This window comes from Allofournierella massiliensis, from assembly GCF_964241245.1.
In the GTDB taxonomy this organism is placed as follows: Bacteria; Bacillota; Clostridia; order Oscillospirales; family Ruminococcaceae; genus Allofournierella; species Allofournierella massiliensis.
Window position 1 is genome coordinate 1 of sequence record NZ_CAXSWZ010000018.1, and the last position, 16,898, is coordinate 16,898.

The following is a 16,898-nucleotide window of genomic DNA, read 5'->3' on the forward strand; positions in this document are numbered from 1 at the left end:
ACCTGTCTTCTTGTTTTCAAACAGAAAACCTGCTCTGGCCTGATTGCCAAAGCAGGTTTTTCTACAGGCTGAGGCCCCCCTGCTTTGCAGGGGGGCTGATGTGTTTTTTACTGGAGGCCGAAGCCGGTGTAGGCCTGCAGCAGCGGGTCAAAATACAGACCCAGCGTATGTTCGGATATCTGGAACAGAACCAGATAACAGCCGTCCTGACGCAGAATCTGCAGGTCGATGTTATACATGGTCGAATAGTATTCCTGCAAAAAGCGTTCCACGGCCTCCGGGTCGTTCGGGTTCGGCTCGGGCCAGTTAATCTGTTCCCAGGGAGGAAGCTCCAGCAGCTGCTCATTTTTCTGGAAATTGTCCAGCAGAGTGGAGCAGAACCATTCAAGGGTGGAGTAGGTGTAGGAAAACTCGCCCTCTGCGTATTCTTCCTCACCAGTGCCAAGACCTGTGATTACAGTGGAGGGAAAGTCCGCCTGCAGGGTGCTGAGCACCCATACCAGCGGACCGTCGCAGTAATAGGGGGCTTCCTGATGCCCCCCACCCGCCAGCTGTAGCAGCTGCTCCAGCAGCGTTCCGTATGCCTGCCGGTACTGCTCCTCGGTGGGTGCGTCCATGGCGGCCGAGGGGGTGATCAGCGCGCTGTAACAGTAGCGGCCGGTGCTGATCATTCGGCCGGAGCTGGAATTGATCACGCCCTGATAGATCGGGGTATCCGGCGCCTGCGAGTCAGCAATCTGAATGGGGATATTGTCGTAAAAACGGCAGACCACATTATCGCTCGCGTAGGAATAGCAGGCAAAGGTGTCCTGCAGCTGGCTGGAAAGGGAGAGCGTCAGCTGCTGATCAAAGTTGCTGTAATTGAGCAGATCCTGCAAAATCAGGCTGGCATTGTTCTCCTCAAATGCCTGACGGGGGGTGTAGGGCAGCGGATAGCCCATTGCCTGGGCCCGGTCGTGGTAGCGGGCCCGGGGCCAGAACTCCACCCGCTCGGTGCGCTGGCCGATCACGTTGTATACCGGCAGCGCGGCAAAGGAGTCCACCTGGCCGGAGGGGGCGGTCAGCAGGGAGGAGGCCCGCACGGCGCAGGTTCCGCCCGCGGCGAGAATCAACACCGTGAGCAGCACGAAGGCCAGGTTTGCCCGCAGCGTGCGGGTGAACGGCCAGGATGGCTCTGACCGGGGTGTGCGGCCGGGGCGCACCGGGGATTTTGCTTTGTTTGTGTGCATGATATGTTTCCTTTCCCGCCCGGGCTCACAGCTGCTGCAGGCCGAACCCGCACCAGGTTTCCAGCACGGGGCTGTAATAAAGGCCCAGAGTGGAGCTGCTGTCGCCAATGAGTACCAGATAAAATTCCTCCAGCCGCAGAATCTGTAACGACAGGCCCTGACTGGAAAAATGCTCCTGCAGCAGATCGGTGGCGCGCTCCGGATCGTCCAGATCGTAGGGGAAGGTGGCGGAGGTATACAGCTGCTCCAGCGTATGCCCCATATAGATGCCCAGATCACTCAGGGCACAGGCGCTCTCGAAGGTCATGCCGGCGTTTTCAAAGGGAGCGGTTCCCAGGGTGAGGAGCATGGTCTCGATGGAGACAAACCGGTCGATGCGGGCACCGCACAGCTGCTGCAGATCGTCCACCAGCGAGGCGTATGCCTTTTCAAAGGCTTCCTCTCCGGCGTTCTGCTGGGGATGGAACAGCACGGTGTAGCACACGGGCAGGCAGGAAAACCCGGTGGACCAGCCCATGCTCAAATCCACCGAACCCGGAATCTCCCGGCCGGTGCTGTCGGAATAGGTGCAGGGGATGTCGTCGACGAACCAGCAGCGCACTTCCTGAAGAAGATCGTCGTACGTCCAGGAGGAAACCAAAGCGCCCTCTGCGGCAATCAGGCTGCACATTCCGTCCGGCTGCATCAGCTGCGTCAGATGATCCCGGCTGTTCAGCCGGTTCAGCGCATCCAGTGCAAAAAACTGATGGTTACTGGAGGAGGTGGGGGGCAGGTCGTGATACTTGGCCATGGACCAGAAGCTGGCCTGATCGTTCTGCTCGCCCACCATGTTGTAGGCGGGCAGGGCCGCAAGGCTGTCGATCTGGGCGCTGGGCCGGATCAGGCACTGGGCCAGAAAAAACAGGCACAGGGCGCTGCCGGCCAGCAGCACCATTGCGAGCGCGGTAAACCGCAGCGGGAGACTGCGGCCGGCTGCCGGCTCATTTCGAATGGAATAGCTTGCGGGGATGCGGGGCTGTTTGCCCGCCGGGGCAGAGCCCGGGCCCGGTTTCGTTTGACTGTGCTGTTGGCTGCGCCGGATTTTCATGCGTTGCCTCCTTTCTCCACGCCGCCGGAAGAGGCGGGCGGAAAGGTGAGGGTGATGAGGGTGCCCTCGCCCAGGCGGCTGTCGATGACGAAGCTGCCCTTGTGGATGCGGCAGATCTCCTCACACAGCGCAAGGCCAAGGCCCGCGCCGCCCGCCTTGCGGCTGCGGGATTTGTCCACCATATAAAAGGGCTGGCGAATCTTTTCCAGCTCCTTTTTGGGAATGCCCTGGCCGTGATCCCGGATCAGAATCTCGATGTTCTGGCCCTTGCGGTGGGCCAGCAGCTGGATCAGGCTGCCCTCCGGGCTGGCCTTTCGGCCGTTGTCGATGAAGTTGTACAGCAGCGATTTGAACAGCTCCCGGTCCATCTCCACCCACAGCCCCGGCTCGCAGCCGTACTGCAGGGCAAGCCGGCTGCTGTTCAGCACCGGCTGCATGGCGGTGGCCACCTCGTCGATCACGCCGGAAAGCTCCTCCGGCGCAAAGATCAGGTTCTGGCTGCCCACGTTCAGCAGCTCCATCAGCTTGCCGGACAAACTGCGCATCCGCTTGGTTTCGTCCAGAATGATGCCCGCGTATTCCCGGCGCTTTTTTTCCGGCACATCCTTCTGCAGATAGAGCAGATCTGCAAAGCCCAGAATGCTGGTGAGGGGTGTTTTCATCTCGTGAGCCATGTTGGCGATGAAGGTTTTCTGATCCTGCGCCACCTGCTCCAGCTGGCCCACATGCTGCTGCACCGCCTGGGCCATCCGGTTCATGTCCTCGCCCAGATCGGCCAGTTCATCGGCGCCGGAGATCTGCACCCGCTCGGCATAGTTGCCCTTGGCGATGCGGCGGGACGCCCGGGACAGCTGTTCCAGCCGGCGCAGCTGCACCTTCACCAGCACCAGCAGCACCACCGCGGCGGCAAGGCTCACCACCATGCCGAAGGACAGGGCGGTGAGCGCCTGACGCTGCAGCTGAGCGCCCAGATCGGTCACGTCGAACACGGACACGATGCGGAAATCCACCTGCTCCAGCGGCAGCGGGGCATTCAGCGCCAGCAGCATCCGGTCGCCCTGATTGAAGATGCGGGTATAGGTGAGGGAGGTGTCCTGCCGGTCACTGCCGATCAGGTCGGCGGCGGCGCACAGGCCGGTGGGGTCGTCCAGAAGGCTGGCACCGCCCGCATCGAACATCTGGAAGGCCAGCATATAGCTGTCCGTCTCCTGGCTGGACAGGGCCGCCTGCAGCGCCTGCCGGGTTTCGGTCTCGCTCAGGCTGATCTGGCCGGACTGCAGCCGCTGGTTTACCACGTTGGTTTTGATGGCGTTCATCAAAGACTGCTGCTGCAGGGCGGCCCGCTGCTTTTCCCGCTGCCACAGCTGGGTCTGGGTGTTGTTCAGAAACAGAAGGCTCAGCCCGCCGGTGGCCAGCACCAGCAGCGCCAGAGAGGACAAAAAGATCTTCTGCCACAGTTTCACAGGCGGGCTCCTTTCAGTGTTCCAGCCGGTAGCCGATGCGGGGCAGGGTGACCAGCTTGCCGGAAAGGCCCAGCTTCTGGCGCAGCCGCTGCACATGAATGTCCACGGTACGGGTTTCGCCGGCGAAATCGTAGCCCCACACCAGCGAGAGCAGCTTGTCCCGGGAGAGAGCCAGATCCTGATTCTGCAAAAAGACCCGCAGCAGCTCGAATTCCTTGGGGCTCAAGGCCACCGGTTTGCCGTTCAGGGTCACCGTGTGGCTGGAAAGATCCTGGCAGATGCCCCGGTATTCCAGCACCTCCCGGCCCTTGCCCCGGCGGCGCAGGGCCACCTCCACACGGGCCAGCAGCTCCAGCGCCTCGAAGGGCTTGGCGATGTAGTCCTCGGCGCCCAGATGCAGCCCGCGCACCTTGTCGGCCACCTGCTGCATGGCGGACAGAAAGATCACCGGGGTGCCCTGGCTGGCCACCCGCTCCATCACGGAGAAGCCGTCCAGCCCGGGAAGCATCACATCCAGCAGCACCAGATCAAAGCCGCCTGCAAAGATGCGCTCCACGGCCTGCGCGCCGTCGGAACAGATTTCGCAGCTGTAGCCGCCCAGAGACAGGGTGGCCTCGATCATCTGGGCGATGTGTTCTTCGTCCTCCACAATCAGGATATGTGCCATGGTTGTTTTCCTCCTTTGGTTCCGGCCGGGGCCGGAAAACCGATCGCGTTACACTTATTGTATCATAATCCGGCCGCAAAATGGGCCAACTGGTAAAATCCTGTTGAACAGGGCCGGCGTTGTTTTTTTCTGCCGCACCGGCCGACAGGGGATTTTGCCTTCGTCTCTATTATTGCATACAAAGGGTAACACTGTCGGCAAGAAGTTGTATCAAAACTGCAAACAAGGCCCCCGCGCCGCCGGAAATGTCCGGGGTGCGGGGGCCTTGCTTAAAACATGTGCGATTATTCGTGCTCGCCCACCCAGCGTTCGCGGGTCTCCCACACGGCCTCGCCCTGGGCAAGGCTTTTGGGAAGATCCAGAATGCGCTGGTTGCGGCTGCCCCGAAAGCGCAGCTCCAGGCTCATCTCGGCCTGCACGAAGGGGCCGTCGATGAGGGTGTCCAGAAGGGTCAGAAGCTCCTTCTGGGCAGGGGTGCCGTGCTGGTACAGCTCCTCGAAGGTGTAGCCGGTGTAGCTTGCCACCTCGTAGCCGGCGGCGCGGGCCAGCCGGACGAATTCCAGCATTTCCGGCCCGGCCTGAGCGAAGGGTTCGCCGCCGGACAGGGTGATGCCGCGGCAGAGAGGATTCTTCTTTGCCATCTGGATCAGCTGTTCGGGGGGAAAGGGGGTGCCGCCCTCAAAGGGCCAGGTTTCGGGGTTGTGGCAGCCGGGGCAGTGGTGTGGGCAGCCCTGGAAAAACACGGTAAACCGGAGACCGGGGCCGTCCACAATGCTGTCGCCGGCGAAGCCTGCTACCTGCAGCATGGCGCTCACAGGTGCTTCACGCGGTCGCGCTCTTCGGCCTTCTTGGCGTCGTTCCATTTGTCCATGGTGCCGACCAGATAGCCGGTGATGCGGCGGATGCGCTCGAAGGGAACGTCCTTACCAACGACGGATTGTTTCTGCATAGCGGACATAGAAAACTCCTCCTTTTATCAGGCGCCGCCCGCCCCGAAAAAGGCAGGCGGCGTAAAAAATTCAAAAGCAAATGGGTGATAAGACCATTATAGAAAGAACACCGGCGGCACAGCGTTGCCGAAGCAACAAAACAATTGTGCGGGCTTAATCAGCAAAACGCAGAGGGCCAATAAGGCAGCTTGATGTTTTTGCTGAGGAAAGCCGGGTGCGGAAGGCTGGCGCATCGGACCCGGTCAACGGTCGGGTTCGTTAAAAAATCCGTTAAGAAAGGCCGCAGAAGGTGGGAACGCCGGGATACTTTTTGCGCAGCTCATCCAGCTTTTCGGGGCTCAGGGCCTCGCCGCTGCGGCGGCCGCAGCGGGGGCAAACGTCACCGATTACGCCGACGTAGCCGCAAACGGGGTCGCGGTCCACGGGATGGTTGATGCTGCCGTAGCCAACGCCGCTGTCGTGCATGCAGCGCACAACGCTCTCGAAGGCCTCCAGATTGTTGGCGGTGTCGCCGTCCAGCTCCACATAGCTGATGTGGCCCGCGTTGGTCAGGGCGTGGTAGGGGCCCTCCTTCTGGATCTTGTCGTAGGCGGAGATGGGATACCACACGGGCACATGGAAGCTGTTGGTGTAGTATTCCCGATCGGTCACGCCGGGAATGATGCCGAACCGCTTCTGATCCATGCGGGTGAACCGGCCGGACAGACCCTCGGCGGGGGTGGCCAGCAGGGTGAAGTTCATCTTCATCTCCTGGCTCTTGCGGTCGCAGTAATCCCGCATGTGGCCCACGATCTCCAGACCCTTCTTCTGCATCTCGTCGCTCTCGCCGTGATGGTGACCGTACAGGGCGGTCAGGGTCTCGGCCAGACCGATAAAGCCGATGGACAGGGTGCCGTGCTTGAGCACCTCACGCACCTCGTCGGCGGGGCCCAGCTGGTCGGAATCCAGCCATACGCCCTGACCCATCAGGAAGGGGAAGTTGTAAACGCGCTTGGCAGCCTGAATCTCGAACCGGTCCAGCAGCTGGTTTGCCACCAGCTCCATCATGGCGTCCAGGCTCTCGTAGAACTTCTTCTCGTCGTGGTCGGCCAGAATTGCCAGACGGGGCAGGTTGATGGAGGTGAAGCTCAGGTTGCCGCGGCTGTAGCTGATCTGGCGCTCCGGGTCGTAGACGTTGCCCATCACGCGGGTGCGGCAGCCCATGGTGGCCACCTCGGTCTCGGGCCGGCCGGGCACATAGTACTGCAGGTTGAAGGGTGCGTCCAGGAACACATAGTTGGGGAACAGCCGCTTGGCGCTCACCTTCATGCTCAGCTTGAACAGGTCGTAGTTGGGGTCGCCCTCGTTGTAGTTCACGCCCTCTTTGACCTTGAAGATGTGAATGGGGAAGATGGGGGTCTCGCCGTGGCCCAAGCCCGCGTCCTCCGCCATCAGAATGTTGCGGATCACCATCCGGCCCTCGGGGGTGGTGTCGGTGCCGTAGTTGATGCTGCTGAAGGGGGTCTGCGCGCCGGCGCGGCTGTGCATGGTGTTCAGGTTATGCACAAAGCCCTCCATGGCCTGGTAGGTATCCCGGTCGGTCTGCTTCCAGGCGCGGCGGCGGGCGGTGGCCACCAGACGGCGGGCGGTGTGCTCATCCACACGGCCGCTGGCAATCAGCGCGTCGGCCACAATGCGGTCGAATTCCTCCGCATTGGTCTCCAGGCGGGGCTGCTGGTCCAGCTTGGTAACGGCTTTGTCCACCATCTGGTTCACAAAGTCGGCCTCGTTCTCGGTCTCCAGCACGTCCTCCAGGCTTTCGGCCAGCTTTTTGCGGTAGGCCCGGGCAAAGGTCTTGCCCACGCCCTCGGCCATGCCGTAATCAAAGTTCGGAATGCTCTGGCCGCCGTGCTGGTCGTTCTGGTTGGACTGGATGGCAATGGCCGCCAGTGCCGCATAGCTGCCGATGCTGTTGGGCTCGCGCAAAAAACCGTGGCCGGTGGAGAACCCGCCGTGGAACAGGCGCAGAATATCGATCTGGCAGCAGGTGGTGGTCAGAGAATAAAAATCAAAGTCATGGATGTGGATGTCGCCCTCCCGGTAGGCCTTGGCCTGCTCCGGGCGCAGCAGATACGCCGCGTTATAGGCCTTGGCGCCGGCGGTGCCGATCTGCAGCATGCTGCCCATGGCGGTGTTGCCGTCGATGTTGGCGTTGTCGCGCTTCATGTCGCTGGCGCGGGCGTCCACATTGGTGATCTCGTCGATGGTTTTCATCAGGCTGGTGTTCGCCTCGCGGATGCGGGTGCGGTTTGCCCGGTACAGAATGTACTGCTTGGCGGCCGCGTCGTGGCCGGTCTCCATCAGCGCGGTTTCCACCGCGTCCTGAATCTGCTCAATCTGGGGAGACTCCTCGCCGCAATCCATCTCCAGCTGGCGGGCAGCACGGGCGGCAATGCGGTCGGCTTCGGCGGCATCCCCTTCCTGGGCGGCTTCCAGCGCCTTCATAATGGCGGCGGTGATCTTGCTCTGATCGTAGAGCACCACACGGCCGTCGCGCTTAATTACACTTTTGATCATGGCGATTCTCCTCATGCAACTGTTACTTTGGTGCGGCAAAAAAATACAGAGCGTAAAGAACTACCATCTGTATTTTGGGGTGATTCGGCCGCGATTACTATTATTGCACTAGATATAGTAGAAGTCAATAGATTCCCGATGCCGATAAGGCCCAAGAACGCCCAAGCTTTTCGGGGAAAATTTGTGAGATATGATGGCTTGACGAGCCAAACCGCAGAATGTTGTGATACAATAAAATGGTCGGAAAACTTTGCCAGGGGGTGGAAAACCAAGATGGCAGGCCAAATTCGCCGGGTGGCGGGGCTGGAATATGAACTTGTTCGAAAAAAGGTGAAGAATCTGAACCTGCGGGTGCGGCGGGACGGCACGGTGGCGGTGAGCGTGCCGCTGCGGGTGAGCGCCGACCAGGCGGATGCCTTTGTGGCCCAGCGGATGGGCTGGGTGATCGCCGCAAAGCAGCAGGTGGCCCGGGCCGCCCGAAAGCAGGCGGACTGCCCGCCCCCCTCGAAGGAGGAGTGCCTTGCGCTGTTCGAGCCGGTCAGCCGGCGGGTGTATCCGGCCTTTGCCGGGGTGCTGGGCGGCCAGCCGCCCGAGCTGCGCGTGCGGGACATGACCAGCCGCTGGGGCGTGTGCGACGTGGCGAAAAAACGCATCACGCTGGCCTCCCGGCTGGCGCTGCAGCCCGCCGCGGCGGTGGAATATGTGATCGTGCATGAATACTGCCACTTTGTGCACCCCAATCATCAGAAGGAATTCTGGGCGCTGGTGGAGCGCTTTCTGCCGGACTGGAAAGCCCGCCGGGCGCTTTTGCGCCAGGGATAGGGCAGGGGCGCGGCACTCCAAAAGCGGATTCCGTGGACTTTTTTGCCCACAGGCGCTATAATATAGGTTCGTCCGAAGAAAATCTGCGGACCATATAATTGTATATATAATAGAATAAAAGAAAACAAGGAGGGCCGCCGGGCGTGGAAAACAAATACAAAAAGCTGATGAGCAACACCATGCTGTTTGCCGTCAGCAACTTTTCCTCCAAGCTGCTCAGCATTATCTTACAACCCTACATCACCTTTGCCATGGGCGAGGTGGACGAGGTGGGCATCACCAAGCTGGTGCAGCAGATCGGTTCGCTGCTGATCCCGCTGGTGAGCATGGGCGTGAGCTTCGCCATCATCCGTTTCGGTCTGGAAAAGACCAACAGCAAAAGCCAGGTGTTTACAAACGGCCTTGTGACCATCGGCCTGGGCTTTGCGCTGATGCTCATCTGCTATCCGGTGCTGCGGCTGATCCCGCTGTTCAGCGACTATGCGCTGCTTTTGTATGTGCATGTGCTGGTGAGCTGCCTGCGTACCCTGTGCACCCAGTTTGTGCGCAGCCGCCAGCTGAACCGGCTGGTGGCGGTGGACGGCGTTTTGTGCAGCGCCACCAACCTGGGCTTCATGATCCTGTTTTTGTCCGGCATGGGCATGGGCGCCTCCGGCTACATTCTGGCCATCATCTGCAGCGACGCGCTGAGCGCTCTGTTCGTATTTCTGGTGGCGGGGCTGCGCCGGTATCTGCATGTGAAGAGCTTCAACAGGGAGCTGTGGGGCCGCATGATGCGCTACGCGCTGCCCATGGTGCCGGCTCAGATCAGCTTCTGGGTGATCAACGCCAGCGACCTGTTCTTCGTGCAGGCCATGTGCGAGGGCTACCAGGGCCAGAGCGGCGAATACTGGACCGGCCTGCTGGGCGTGGGCTATTTCCTGCCCACCATCCTCACGGTGCTGGGCACCATCTTCTATGAGGCCTGGCAGCTTTCCGCCGTGACCGAGGAAAAGGGCCGCGCCGCCTTTTTCAGCCGGGTGTTCGGCATCTATCAGGCGCTGCTGTTCTGCTGCTGCAGCGGCATCATCCTTCTGTGCCGCCCGCTGATGTTCATGTTCAAGGCCAACTTCTACGACGCATGGCAGTTTGTGCCCATGCTCACGCTGGCCACCCTGTTCAACTGCTTCAACCAGTTTTTGAACAGCGTTTACATGGTGGAAAAGCGCAGCACCCTTTCGCTGTACACCATGCTGGCGGGCGCCATCGCCAACTGCGCACTGAACTGGGCGCTGATTCCCCTGATGGGCCCCAACGGCGCAACGCTGGCCAGCCTGATCAGCTATGTCATCGTGTTTGTGCTGCGTGCCATCAACACCCGCGGCCTGATGCACATGAGCTTCGCGCCCCTGCGCCTGACCATCAACTGCGTGCTGATCGGGGTGGAAACGGTGCTCATGCTGCGCCAGATTCCGGGCTGGCCGGTCTGGTGCACCCTGCTCACCGCGGTGATCTGCCTGTTCAATCTGCAGGGCATTCTGGGCATGCTGCGCCAGCTGCTGCGCCGCCGCGCCCCCCGCAAGCAGGCATAAGCAGCCACAGAACGACAAACAAAAACCGCCCCCGGCCCATGTGTTTTTCACACAGGCCCGGGGGCGGTCTTTTTATGGTCGGTTCAGTCCGGCATGGCCAGCTGGGTCAGGCGCATGTAGTGCCGGTACAAAGGGCCAAAGCGCCGCCGGTAGCCCGGCTTCCAGGGCTTGGCCTTGCCGCAGAAGTGCAAAACGGAGGTGTGGGCGAATACCCAGTCCATATCGCAGTCGCCGCCGCTGCGCAGATAGTAGTTGTTGAAATTGCGGGCGTCGTAGTTCCACACCGCGTCGTCCAGCGGCAGCACCAGACTGCCGTACAGCATGTTCAGCAGATCCTGATCTGGGAACAGCAGCTCCCGGGCGTGGCGGCGGGTGAAGTCGAACAGGGCCTCCGGGTTGATCCAGCGGCGGCCGGCGTCCAGATCCATGAGCAGCACGCCGGAATTGAAGTAGTCGTGGTCGGTGCCCAGCCGCACCTGATTCACGCTGTTGGCCAGTTCGGTCTTGCCGGTGTGGGCCGCCGCCGCGAACAGGTTGCCCGCAAGATCCAGCTCCCACAGCGGGCGCAGCGGGTTGATGACCAGAATGTCCGGGTCCAGATAGATCACCCGGTGCATCTCCTCCGGCAGCAGCTGGGCCGCCAGCAGCCGGTAATACATCTCCTGGGGATACTGGCGGGTGAGGGGGGCGTCCGCAAACAGGCGGGCGTCGGCGGTCACCGGATGAAGCGAAAAGCCCAACAGGCCGCAGCGCCGCTCCAGCCGGGCCAGCTGCTCCGGGGTGAGGGAGCGGTGGATCAGCCAGACCGAGACGTTTTCGCCCGGGTTGGATGCGTGCAGGGAGGTGAGCATCACCTCCAGCTGGGGCAGGTAATGCTCGTTCAGGGTCACCAGAATGGAAAGATCAGAGGACAAATGAAACACCTCGTTGTATCGCCGGAAAAGATGCCGGCGGGGGATTGAAAACAGAATCGAAAACAGATTCCCTTTCTGTTATGGTACCACGTTCCGGGGCGGAATATATGAAGTTTCTGCAAAGAAAGCGGAATTTACGCCCGGCGGTGAAGAACCGGGGCGCCAACCTTCGTTGTATGGGCACAGGCGGGCGGAAATCCGCCGCCCGCGAAACCCCGCATGCCGAACAGGGAGGTCGATTACCATGGCATATATACTCCTTTCCATCAGCCGGTTCTGGCTGCTGCTGATGGGCCTTTGCTGCGCCTACCAGCTGGCCTACACCTTTTTGAGCCTTGTGAAAACGCCCCGCTGGAAGCCGGGGGCGGGCACCAACCGGTACGCGGTGCTCATCTGCGCCCGCAACGAGGCCGCGGTGCTGCCAAAGCTGCTGGAAAGCCTGCGCGCCCAGGATTACCCCGGCGTGCTGGATTTGTATGTGGCGGCGGACAACTGCACCGACGACACCGCCCGCCTTGCCCGAAAGGGCGGAGCCACCGTGTTCGAGCGGCACGACCTAGTCCATGTGGGCAAGGGATACGCGCTGAATTTTCTGTTGCACCGGATCTGGGCCGAGGGCAAACACTACGACGGCTATCTGCTTTTTGACGCGGACAATCTGGCCCGGCCGGATTTTGTGCGCCGGCTGGACGGGGTGTTCGGCCCGGAATGCCCGGTAGTGGCGGGTTACCGGAACACCAAGAATTACCGGGGCTGGGTGGCTGCCGGGCAGGGGCTGTGCTTCATCCGGGAGGTGCGCTTTCTCAACTGCCCCCGCACCCTGCTGGGCTTCAGCGGCAACGTGACCGGCACCGGCTTTCTGGTGAGCGAGGAGATTCTGCGCACCGCGGGCGGCTGGCCCTGGCACTGCCTGTGTGAGGATCTGGAATTTTCCACCGTGCAGATGATCGCCGGGCGGCGCATCGCCTATTGCCCCCAGGCGGAATATTTTGACGAGCAGCCCGCCACCCTTTCCCAGAGCGTGCGCCAGCGGCTGCGCTGGTGCAAGGGCTTTTTGCAGGTGATGGCCAGCCGGGGCGCAGGGCTGGGCCGGGCGGCGCTGCGGGGCAGCTGGTCCTGCGCGGATCTGCTGATCAGCCGCATTGCACCGGTGCTGTTCAACCTGCTGGCGCTGGGCTTTGCCGCCGTGGGCGCGGCGCTGGCCGGCGGGCCGGTACTGGTGCTGGCCGCTCTGGGCCGGATTCTTGCCTGCGGCTACCTTTCCATGCTGGTGATGGCGGCGCTGACCACCTGCACCGAGTGGAAGCGGATTCAGGCCCCCGCGGTGTGGAAGCTGGCGGGCATCTTCACCTTCCCGCTGTACATGGCCACCTATCTGCCCATTGCGCTGGTGGCCTGCGTGCGCAGGGTGGAGTGGACCCCGGTGGCCCACACCCGCGCCGTGAGCCTGAACCAGCTGGACGCGGGCTGAGCCTGCCCAATCAGAAAAGCCCCGCCCTGTTTTTCAACAGGACGGGGCTTTGTTTGTGGAAAAATCAGCGGTGCAGCCGCTCGTGCAGGGTTTCCTTCAGCTCGGCCAGCAGCTCGCTGTGGCGCAGATCCTTCATGGCGGGGAAGGCATTCATCAGACGGGCCGCGCCGAACAGCCGGGTGTCCAGAATGCGGGCCTGCAAAAAGTCCCGCCGGGCCTCCAGCTCGGCCAGCTTCTGGGGCAGGGCCTGACGGCTCTCCTCCAGCCGTTCGTCCGCCGCAAGGGCCGCGTCGCCCAGATTGCGGCTGATGGTGTCGCTGCCCCTGCGCAGGGCGGCCACCACCTTTTCCAGCTCGCCCAGGTCACGCTCCAGACCAATCAGGGTGCGCAGGGTCACCGCCACGTCGGCCACAAAGACCGCCATCCACAGCACCAGCAGCGCCAGGCCCACCGGCCGGGGCATCCATTCCACAAAGCGGTTCACCGGCGGATGCAGCACCTTCACCGCAAACATGCCCACCAGGCCCCAGACCAGGCTGAATTTCAGGCAGATGTAACCGCCCAGATTGAATTTCTGTTTGGAATAATCCCACCATGTGGTGTGAAACAGCGTTTTCAGCGCCCAGCCGGTGACCAGCTCCAGCGCGCTGGTCAGCAGGGCGCTGCCCACAAACAGTGCCAGCGGCCGATCCGCCAGCGGCTCCAGCGCCATGAGCACGATCACCATGCCGAAGCCGTAGATGGGGCAGACCGGCCCGTTCAGAAAGCCCCGGTTCACCCATTTGCCGGTGCGCAGGGTGCAGAACACCACCTCAAGGCACCAGCCCAAAAAGGCGTAGATCAGAAAGTACCACAAAATCGCGTACAGGGAATGTTCCATTCAGATACCACCTCTCGTAAAACAGCGCCAAGGGGATGCGTTTGGTTTTATGGAATTCTATGGCGTTGTTTTAACATTATAGCATCCCGTTGCCCCTGCGTGATATAATCAGAACAGAAAAATGAAAAATTTACAAAAAAAGGGGGCTTTGCCGGGTGGAACGCTGGATCTTTCACTGTGACTGCAACAGCTTTTATGCCAGTGTGGAGCTGCTGCGCCACCCGGAGCTTCGGGACAAGTGCGTGGCCGTCTGCGGCGACCCGGAGGGCCGCCACGGCATTGTGCTGGCCAAAAACGAGCCCGCCAAGCGCATGGGCGTGAAAACCGCCGAGGTGATCTGGCAGGCAAAGCGCAAATGCCCGGATCTTGTTCTGCTGCCGCCCCACCGGGAATATTACCGAAAGTACTCGAAAATCATTAACGAAATATACCGCAAGTATACCGACCGGGTGGAGCCCTTCGGCATCGACGAAAGCTGGCTGGACGTGACCGGCACCTGGCAGCTGTTTGCCGAAAGCCCGGCGGCCCTGGCGGACCGGCTGCGGGCCGAGGTGAAGGCGGCCACCGGGCTGACCATCTCGGTGGGGGTGAGCTTCAACAAGGTGTTCGCCAAACTGGGCAGCGACTACAAAAAGCCGGACGCCACCACCCTCATTACCCGGGAAAACTTCCACCAGATCGTCTGGCCGCTGCCGGCGGGGGATCTTTTGTATGTGGGCGCTTCGGCCCAGAAGCGGCTGGCCGGCATGGGCATATCCACCATTGGCGAGCTGGCGGCGGCCCGGCCCGAGGCGCTGGCCGAGGCCCTGGGCAAGCTGGGGCTGGAGCTGAGCCGCTACGCCCGGGGCGAGGACGAAGCCCCGGTGCGCCGCTGGGGCGAAAAGGAGCCCATCAAGAGCGTGGGCAACGGCACCACCTTCCGGCGCAACATCAGGGGCCCGGCGGAGATCCGCTCGGCGCTGAACGTGCTGGCGGATGAGGTGGCCGGCCGGCTGCGGCGGCACGGGGTATGGGCCGGGGCGGTGCAGGTGACCATCCGGGATCCGGATTTAAAGACCATCACCCGGCAGAAGCAGCTGCCCATGAGCACCCATCTGGCCCGGGATCTGGCCAACGCCTGCTGGCAGCTGATGGAGAAAAACTGGGACATGGCCCGCCCGGTGCGGATGCTCACCGTGACCGCGCTGGCCATCACCGAGGAGCCCTTTGCGGTGCAGCAGAGCCTGTTTGACGATGCGCCCAAGGCAGACCCCCGGCGGGAAAAGCTGGAGCAGAGCCTGGATGCCATCCGCAAAAAATACGGCCGGGGAGCCATCGGCGCAGGGAGCATCCTCCACAACGACATGGGCCTGGGCGAGCTGGCCATCCGCCCGCAGAGCGAAGGGGACGGGGAGGAAGAGGAGTTCGACGAAAAGGTGAAGGGCCCGCTGTGAGCGGACGGAAAAACAGGGCGGAGTGCCCGACGACAACGGGGAGGAACGTATGATCGAAGCGGTTTTGTTTGATATGGATGGCCTGATGTTCGACACCGAGCGGATGTATCAGAAGGCATGGCTGCAGGCCGGCCGGCAGATGGGGGCGCCCATGGAGCCGGAGATCGTGGACCGGCTGCGGGGCCGCAACCGGGAGGGCTGTGCCCGGGTGTGCCGGGAAGCGTTCGGTGAGGATTTTGATTTCGACGCCATGCGCACCGCCTGCCGGGCGCTCATGGCCCGGTGGATCGAAGAGGACGGTCTGCCGGTGAAGCCGGGGCTGTATGAGCTGCTGGCCGAGCTGGAGCGGCGGGGCATCCCGGCGGTGCTGGCCACCAGCACCACAAGGGACAGCGCCTGGAGCCATCTGCAGCGGGCGAAGGTGGACCGGTATTTTCTGGGCGCGGTCTGCGGCGACGAGGTAAGCCATTCCAAGCCCGACCCGGAGGTGTTTTTGAAGGCGGCGGCGCTGGCGGGCAGGGACCCGGCCCGGTGCATGGTTCTGGAGGACAGCCCCGCCGGGGTGCGGGCAGGCGCGGCGGCAGGCTGCTTCACGGTGATGGTGCCGGATCTGACTGCCCCGGATGAGGAGCTGAAAAAGCTGGCGGATGAGATCCTGCCCGGCCTGAGGGATGTGATTCCCCTTCTGGACCGGGATTGATCCAACATACAATACAAAAAGGAGAGAGTGAACATGATTAAACATATCGTATTGTGGGAGCTGGCGGACAAGGACCAGGCGGATGCCAATGCGGCCAAAATGAAGGAGCGGCTGGAGGCGCTGGTGGGCCAGACCCCCGGTCTGCTCAGCGCCCATGTGAGCCGGAGCTTTGCCGGTTACGACGTGGCCCTGATTGCCGAGCTGGAAAGCCGCGAGGCGCTGGAGGCCTACCAGAACTTCCCGCCCCATGTGGAGATCAAAAAGTGGGTGGGCAGCATTGCGAAAAACCGCACCTTCTGTGACTTCGAGTGCTGAGCTGCACAAGCAAAAGCCCCCATTCCCGGCCGGGAATGGGGGCTTTTATTGTCTTAAACGGGGGAGAAGCTTACTGAATGCCCTTTTCGGCGCGGATGGCGGCGCTTTCCTCCTTGTCCCGCTGGTTGCGGGCGGCCACTGCGGCGGCCAGCTCGTCGGCGGTCATGGGCTTCTTCACCGCGATCAGCGCCTTGGTGGGAATGCCCTGCTCGGTGAACATGGCCTCGTGCTCGGTGCGGATGTTCCAGTCCGGCTCGTCGGCGTGCAGGTCGAAGGTCTTCCACACGATCTCGTAGCCTGCCTCCGGGAAGTAGGCAAGGCTGTCGCGGAAGAGATCGTCGTCGTCGGTCTTGAAGTAAATTTCTCCGTTTTCCGCCAGAATGGTGCGGTAGAGGGCCAGCTGGCGGGTGTGGGTGAGCCGGTGTTTTTTGTGGGCCAGCTTTTTGTTCCAGGGGTTGCAGAAGTTGATGTAGATGCGCTGCACCGTGTCCCGCTCGTCGAAGGCGTTCAGGATGCGCTCGATGTCCAGGCTCATGATCATCACGTTGTCCGGCGTCATGCCCTTTTCCGCGTAGATGCGCTCGATGTTCCGCTTGGCCAGAATCAGCACCTTGTCGGTGATGTCGATGCCCAGATAGTTGATGTCCGGGTGGGCGCTGGCCAGCCGGGCCAGAAAGCCGCCCTTGCCGCAGCCCAGCTCCAGATGCACCGGCTGCTGGGGCCGGGCGAACACGCTGTGCCAGCGGCCCTTGTTCTCCAGCGGGGCGTGGGCATGGTAGTCGCAGGCCAGCAGCTCCGGCCGGGCATAGGGTTTGAATCGCATTCTCATGGTGTATGGTT

General features: G+C 62.0%; 16 protein-coding genes. 6 read left to right on the forward strand and 10 right to left on the reverse strand.

Annotation, left to right across the window (positions count from 1 at the left end; genetic code table 11):
- Positions 1 to 107: 107 nt before the first annotated feature.
- From ACESYO_RS10350 to ACESYO_RS10380, 7 genes are all read right to left on the reverse strand, one after another.
- Entirely contained in the window at positions 108 to 1,229 is a 1,122-nt protein-coding gene (locus ACESYO_RS10350; protein WP_276870080.1) for a hypothetical protein, read from the reverse strand.
- 25 nt (positions 1,230 to 1,254) lie between these two features.
- A complete protein-coding gene (locus tag ACESYO_RS10355) occupies positions 1,255 to 2,316 on the reverse strand; it encodes a hypothetical protein (RefSeq protein WP_276870078.1) in 1,062 nt (353 codons plus the stop codon).
- The gene (locus ACESYO_RS10360; RefSeq protein ID WP_276870076.1) at positions 2,313 to 3,779 is read right to left on the reverse strand and encodes a sensor histidine kinase; all 1,467 of its coding nucleotides are present in this window, start codon (positions 3,777 to 3,779) and stop codon (positions 2,313 to 2,315) included. Before ACESYO_RS10360 ends, ACESYO_RS10355 begins: the two co-directional genes overlap by 4 nt.
- A gap of 13 nt (positions 3,780 to 3,792) precedes the next feature.
- On the reverse strand, positions 3,793 to 4,446 hold the full coding sequence (locus tag ACESYO_RS10365; protein ID WP_058962803.1) for a response regulator transcription factor: 654 nt from the start codon (positions 4,444 to 4,446) through the stop codon (positions 3,793 to 3,795).
- A gap of 284 nt (positions 4,447 to 4,730) precedes the next feature.
- Complete coding sequence (gene nrdG, locus ACESYO_RS10370) at positions 4,731 to 5,252, reverse strand: anaerobic ribonucleoside-triphosphate reductase activating protein (protein WP_276870071.1); 522 nt, start codon at positions 5,250 to 5,252, stop codon at positions 4,731 to 4,733.
- Between the two features lie 5 nt (positions 5,253 to 5,257).
- A complete protein-coding gene (gene nrdD / locus ACESYO_RS10375) occupies positions 5,258 to 5,404 on the reverse strand; it encodes an anaerobic ribonucleoside-triphosphate reductase (RefSeq protein ID WP_143402985.1) in 147 nt (48 codons plus the stop codon).
- Positions 5,405 to 5,666: 262 nt separating this feature from the next.
- Positions 5,667 to 7,952 (reverse strand): anaerobic ribonucleoside triphosphate reductase, encoded by a 2,286-nt coding sequence (locus ACESYO_RS10380; protein WP_058962802.1) that lies wholly within the window; start codon positions 7,950 to 7,952, stop codon positions 5,667 to 5,669.
- 273 nt (positions 7,953 to 8,225) lie between these two features.
- Here ACESYO_RS10380 and ACESYO_RS10385 point away from each other — a divergent pair, with 273 nt between their 5' ends.
- A complete protein-coding gene (locus ACESYO_RS10385; RefSeq protein ID WP_058962801.1) occupies positions 8,226 to 8,774 on the forward strand; it encodes a M48 family metallopeptidase in 549 nt (182 codons plus the stop codon).
- 143 nt (positions 8,775 to 8,917) lie between these two features.
- Entirely contained in the window at positions 8,918 to 10,345 is a 1,428-nt protein-coding gene (locus ACESYO_RS10390; protein ID WP_276870061.1) for a lipopolysaccharide biosynthesis protein, read from the forward strand.
- 83 nt (positions 10,346 to 10,428) lie between these two features.
- Here the strand turns inward: ACESYO_RS10390 and ACESYO_RS10395 are convergent, their stop codons facing one another.
- The gene (locus tag ACESYO_RS10395; protein ID WP_058962800.1) at positions 10,429 to 11,259 is read right to left on the reverse strand and encodes a glycosyltransferase family 8 protein; all 831 of its coding nucleotides are present in this window, start codon (positions 11,257 to 11,259) and stop codon (positions 10,429 to 10,431) included.
- Between the two features lie 244 nt (positions 11,260 to 11,503).
- Here ACESYO_RS10395 and ACESYO_RS10400 point away from each other — a divergent pair, with 244 nt between their 5' ends.
- On the forward strand, positions 11,504 to 12,730 hold the full coding sequence (locus tag ACESYO_RS10400; RefSeq protein WP_058962799.1) for a glycosyltransferase family 2 protein: 1,227 nt from the start codon (positions 11,504 to 11,506) through the stop codon (positions 12,728 to 12,730).
- A 64-nt stretch (positions 12,731 to 12,794) separates the two neighbouring features.
- Here ACESYO_RS10400 and ACESYO_RS10405 read toward each other — a convergent pair whose 3' ends face one another.
- Positions 12,795 to 13,610, reverse strand: a complete 816-nt coding sequence (locus tag ACESYO_RS10405) for a putative ABC transporter permease (RefSeq protein ID WP_373209966.1) — start codon at positions 13,608 to 13,610, stop codon at positions 12,795 to 12,797.
- Positions 13,611 to 13,765: 155 nt separating this feature from the next.
- Between ACESYO_RS10405 and dinB the strand changes: the two genes are divergently transcribed.
- From dinB to ACESYO_RS10420, 3 genes are read left to right on the forward strand one after another with little or no spacing between them, the layout of a single operon-like run.
- Entirely contained in the window at positions 13,766 to 15,043 is a 1,278-nt protein-coding gene (dinB, locus tag ACESYO_RS10410) for a DNA polymerase IV (protein WP_373209967.1), read from the forward strand.
- Between the two features lie 49 nt (positions 15,044 to 15,092).
- Positions 15,093 to 15,743 carry an HAD family hydrolase gene (locus tag ACESYO_RS10415; protein WP_373211271.1) on the forward strand — a complete coding sequence of 217 codons (651 nt, stop codon included), beginning with the start codon at positions 15,093 to 15,095 and terminating at the stop codon, positions 15,741 to 15,743.
- Positions 15,744 to 15,776: 33 nt separating this feature from the next.
- Positions 15,777 to 16,058, forward strand: a complete 282-nt coding sequence (locus tag ACESYO_RS10420) for a Dabb family protein (protein WP_058962796.1) — start codon at positions 15,777 to 15,779, stop codon at positions 16,056 to 16,058.
- 70 nt (positions 16,059 to 16,128) lie between these two features.
- Here ACESYO_RS10420 and trmB read toward each other — a convergent pair whose 3' ends face one another.
- A complete protein-coding gene (gene trmB, locus ACESYO_RS10425; protein WP_058962795.1) occupies positions 16,129 to 16,887 on the reverse strand; it encodes a tRNA (guanosine(46)-N7)-methyltransferase TrmB in 759 nt (252 codons plus the stop codon).
- Positions 16,888 to 16,898 lie beyond the last annotated feature (11 nt).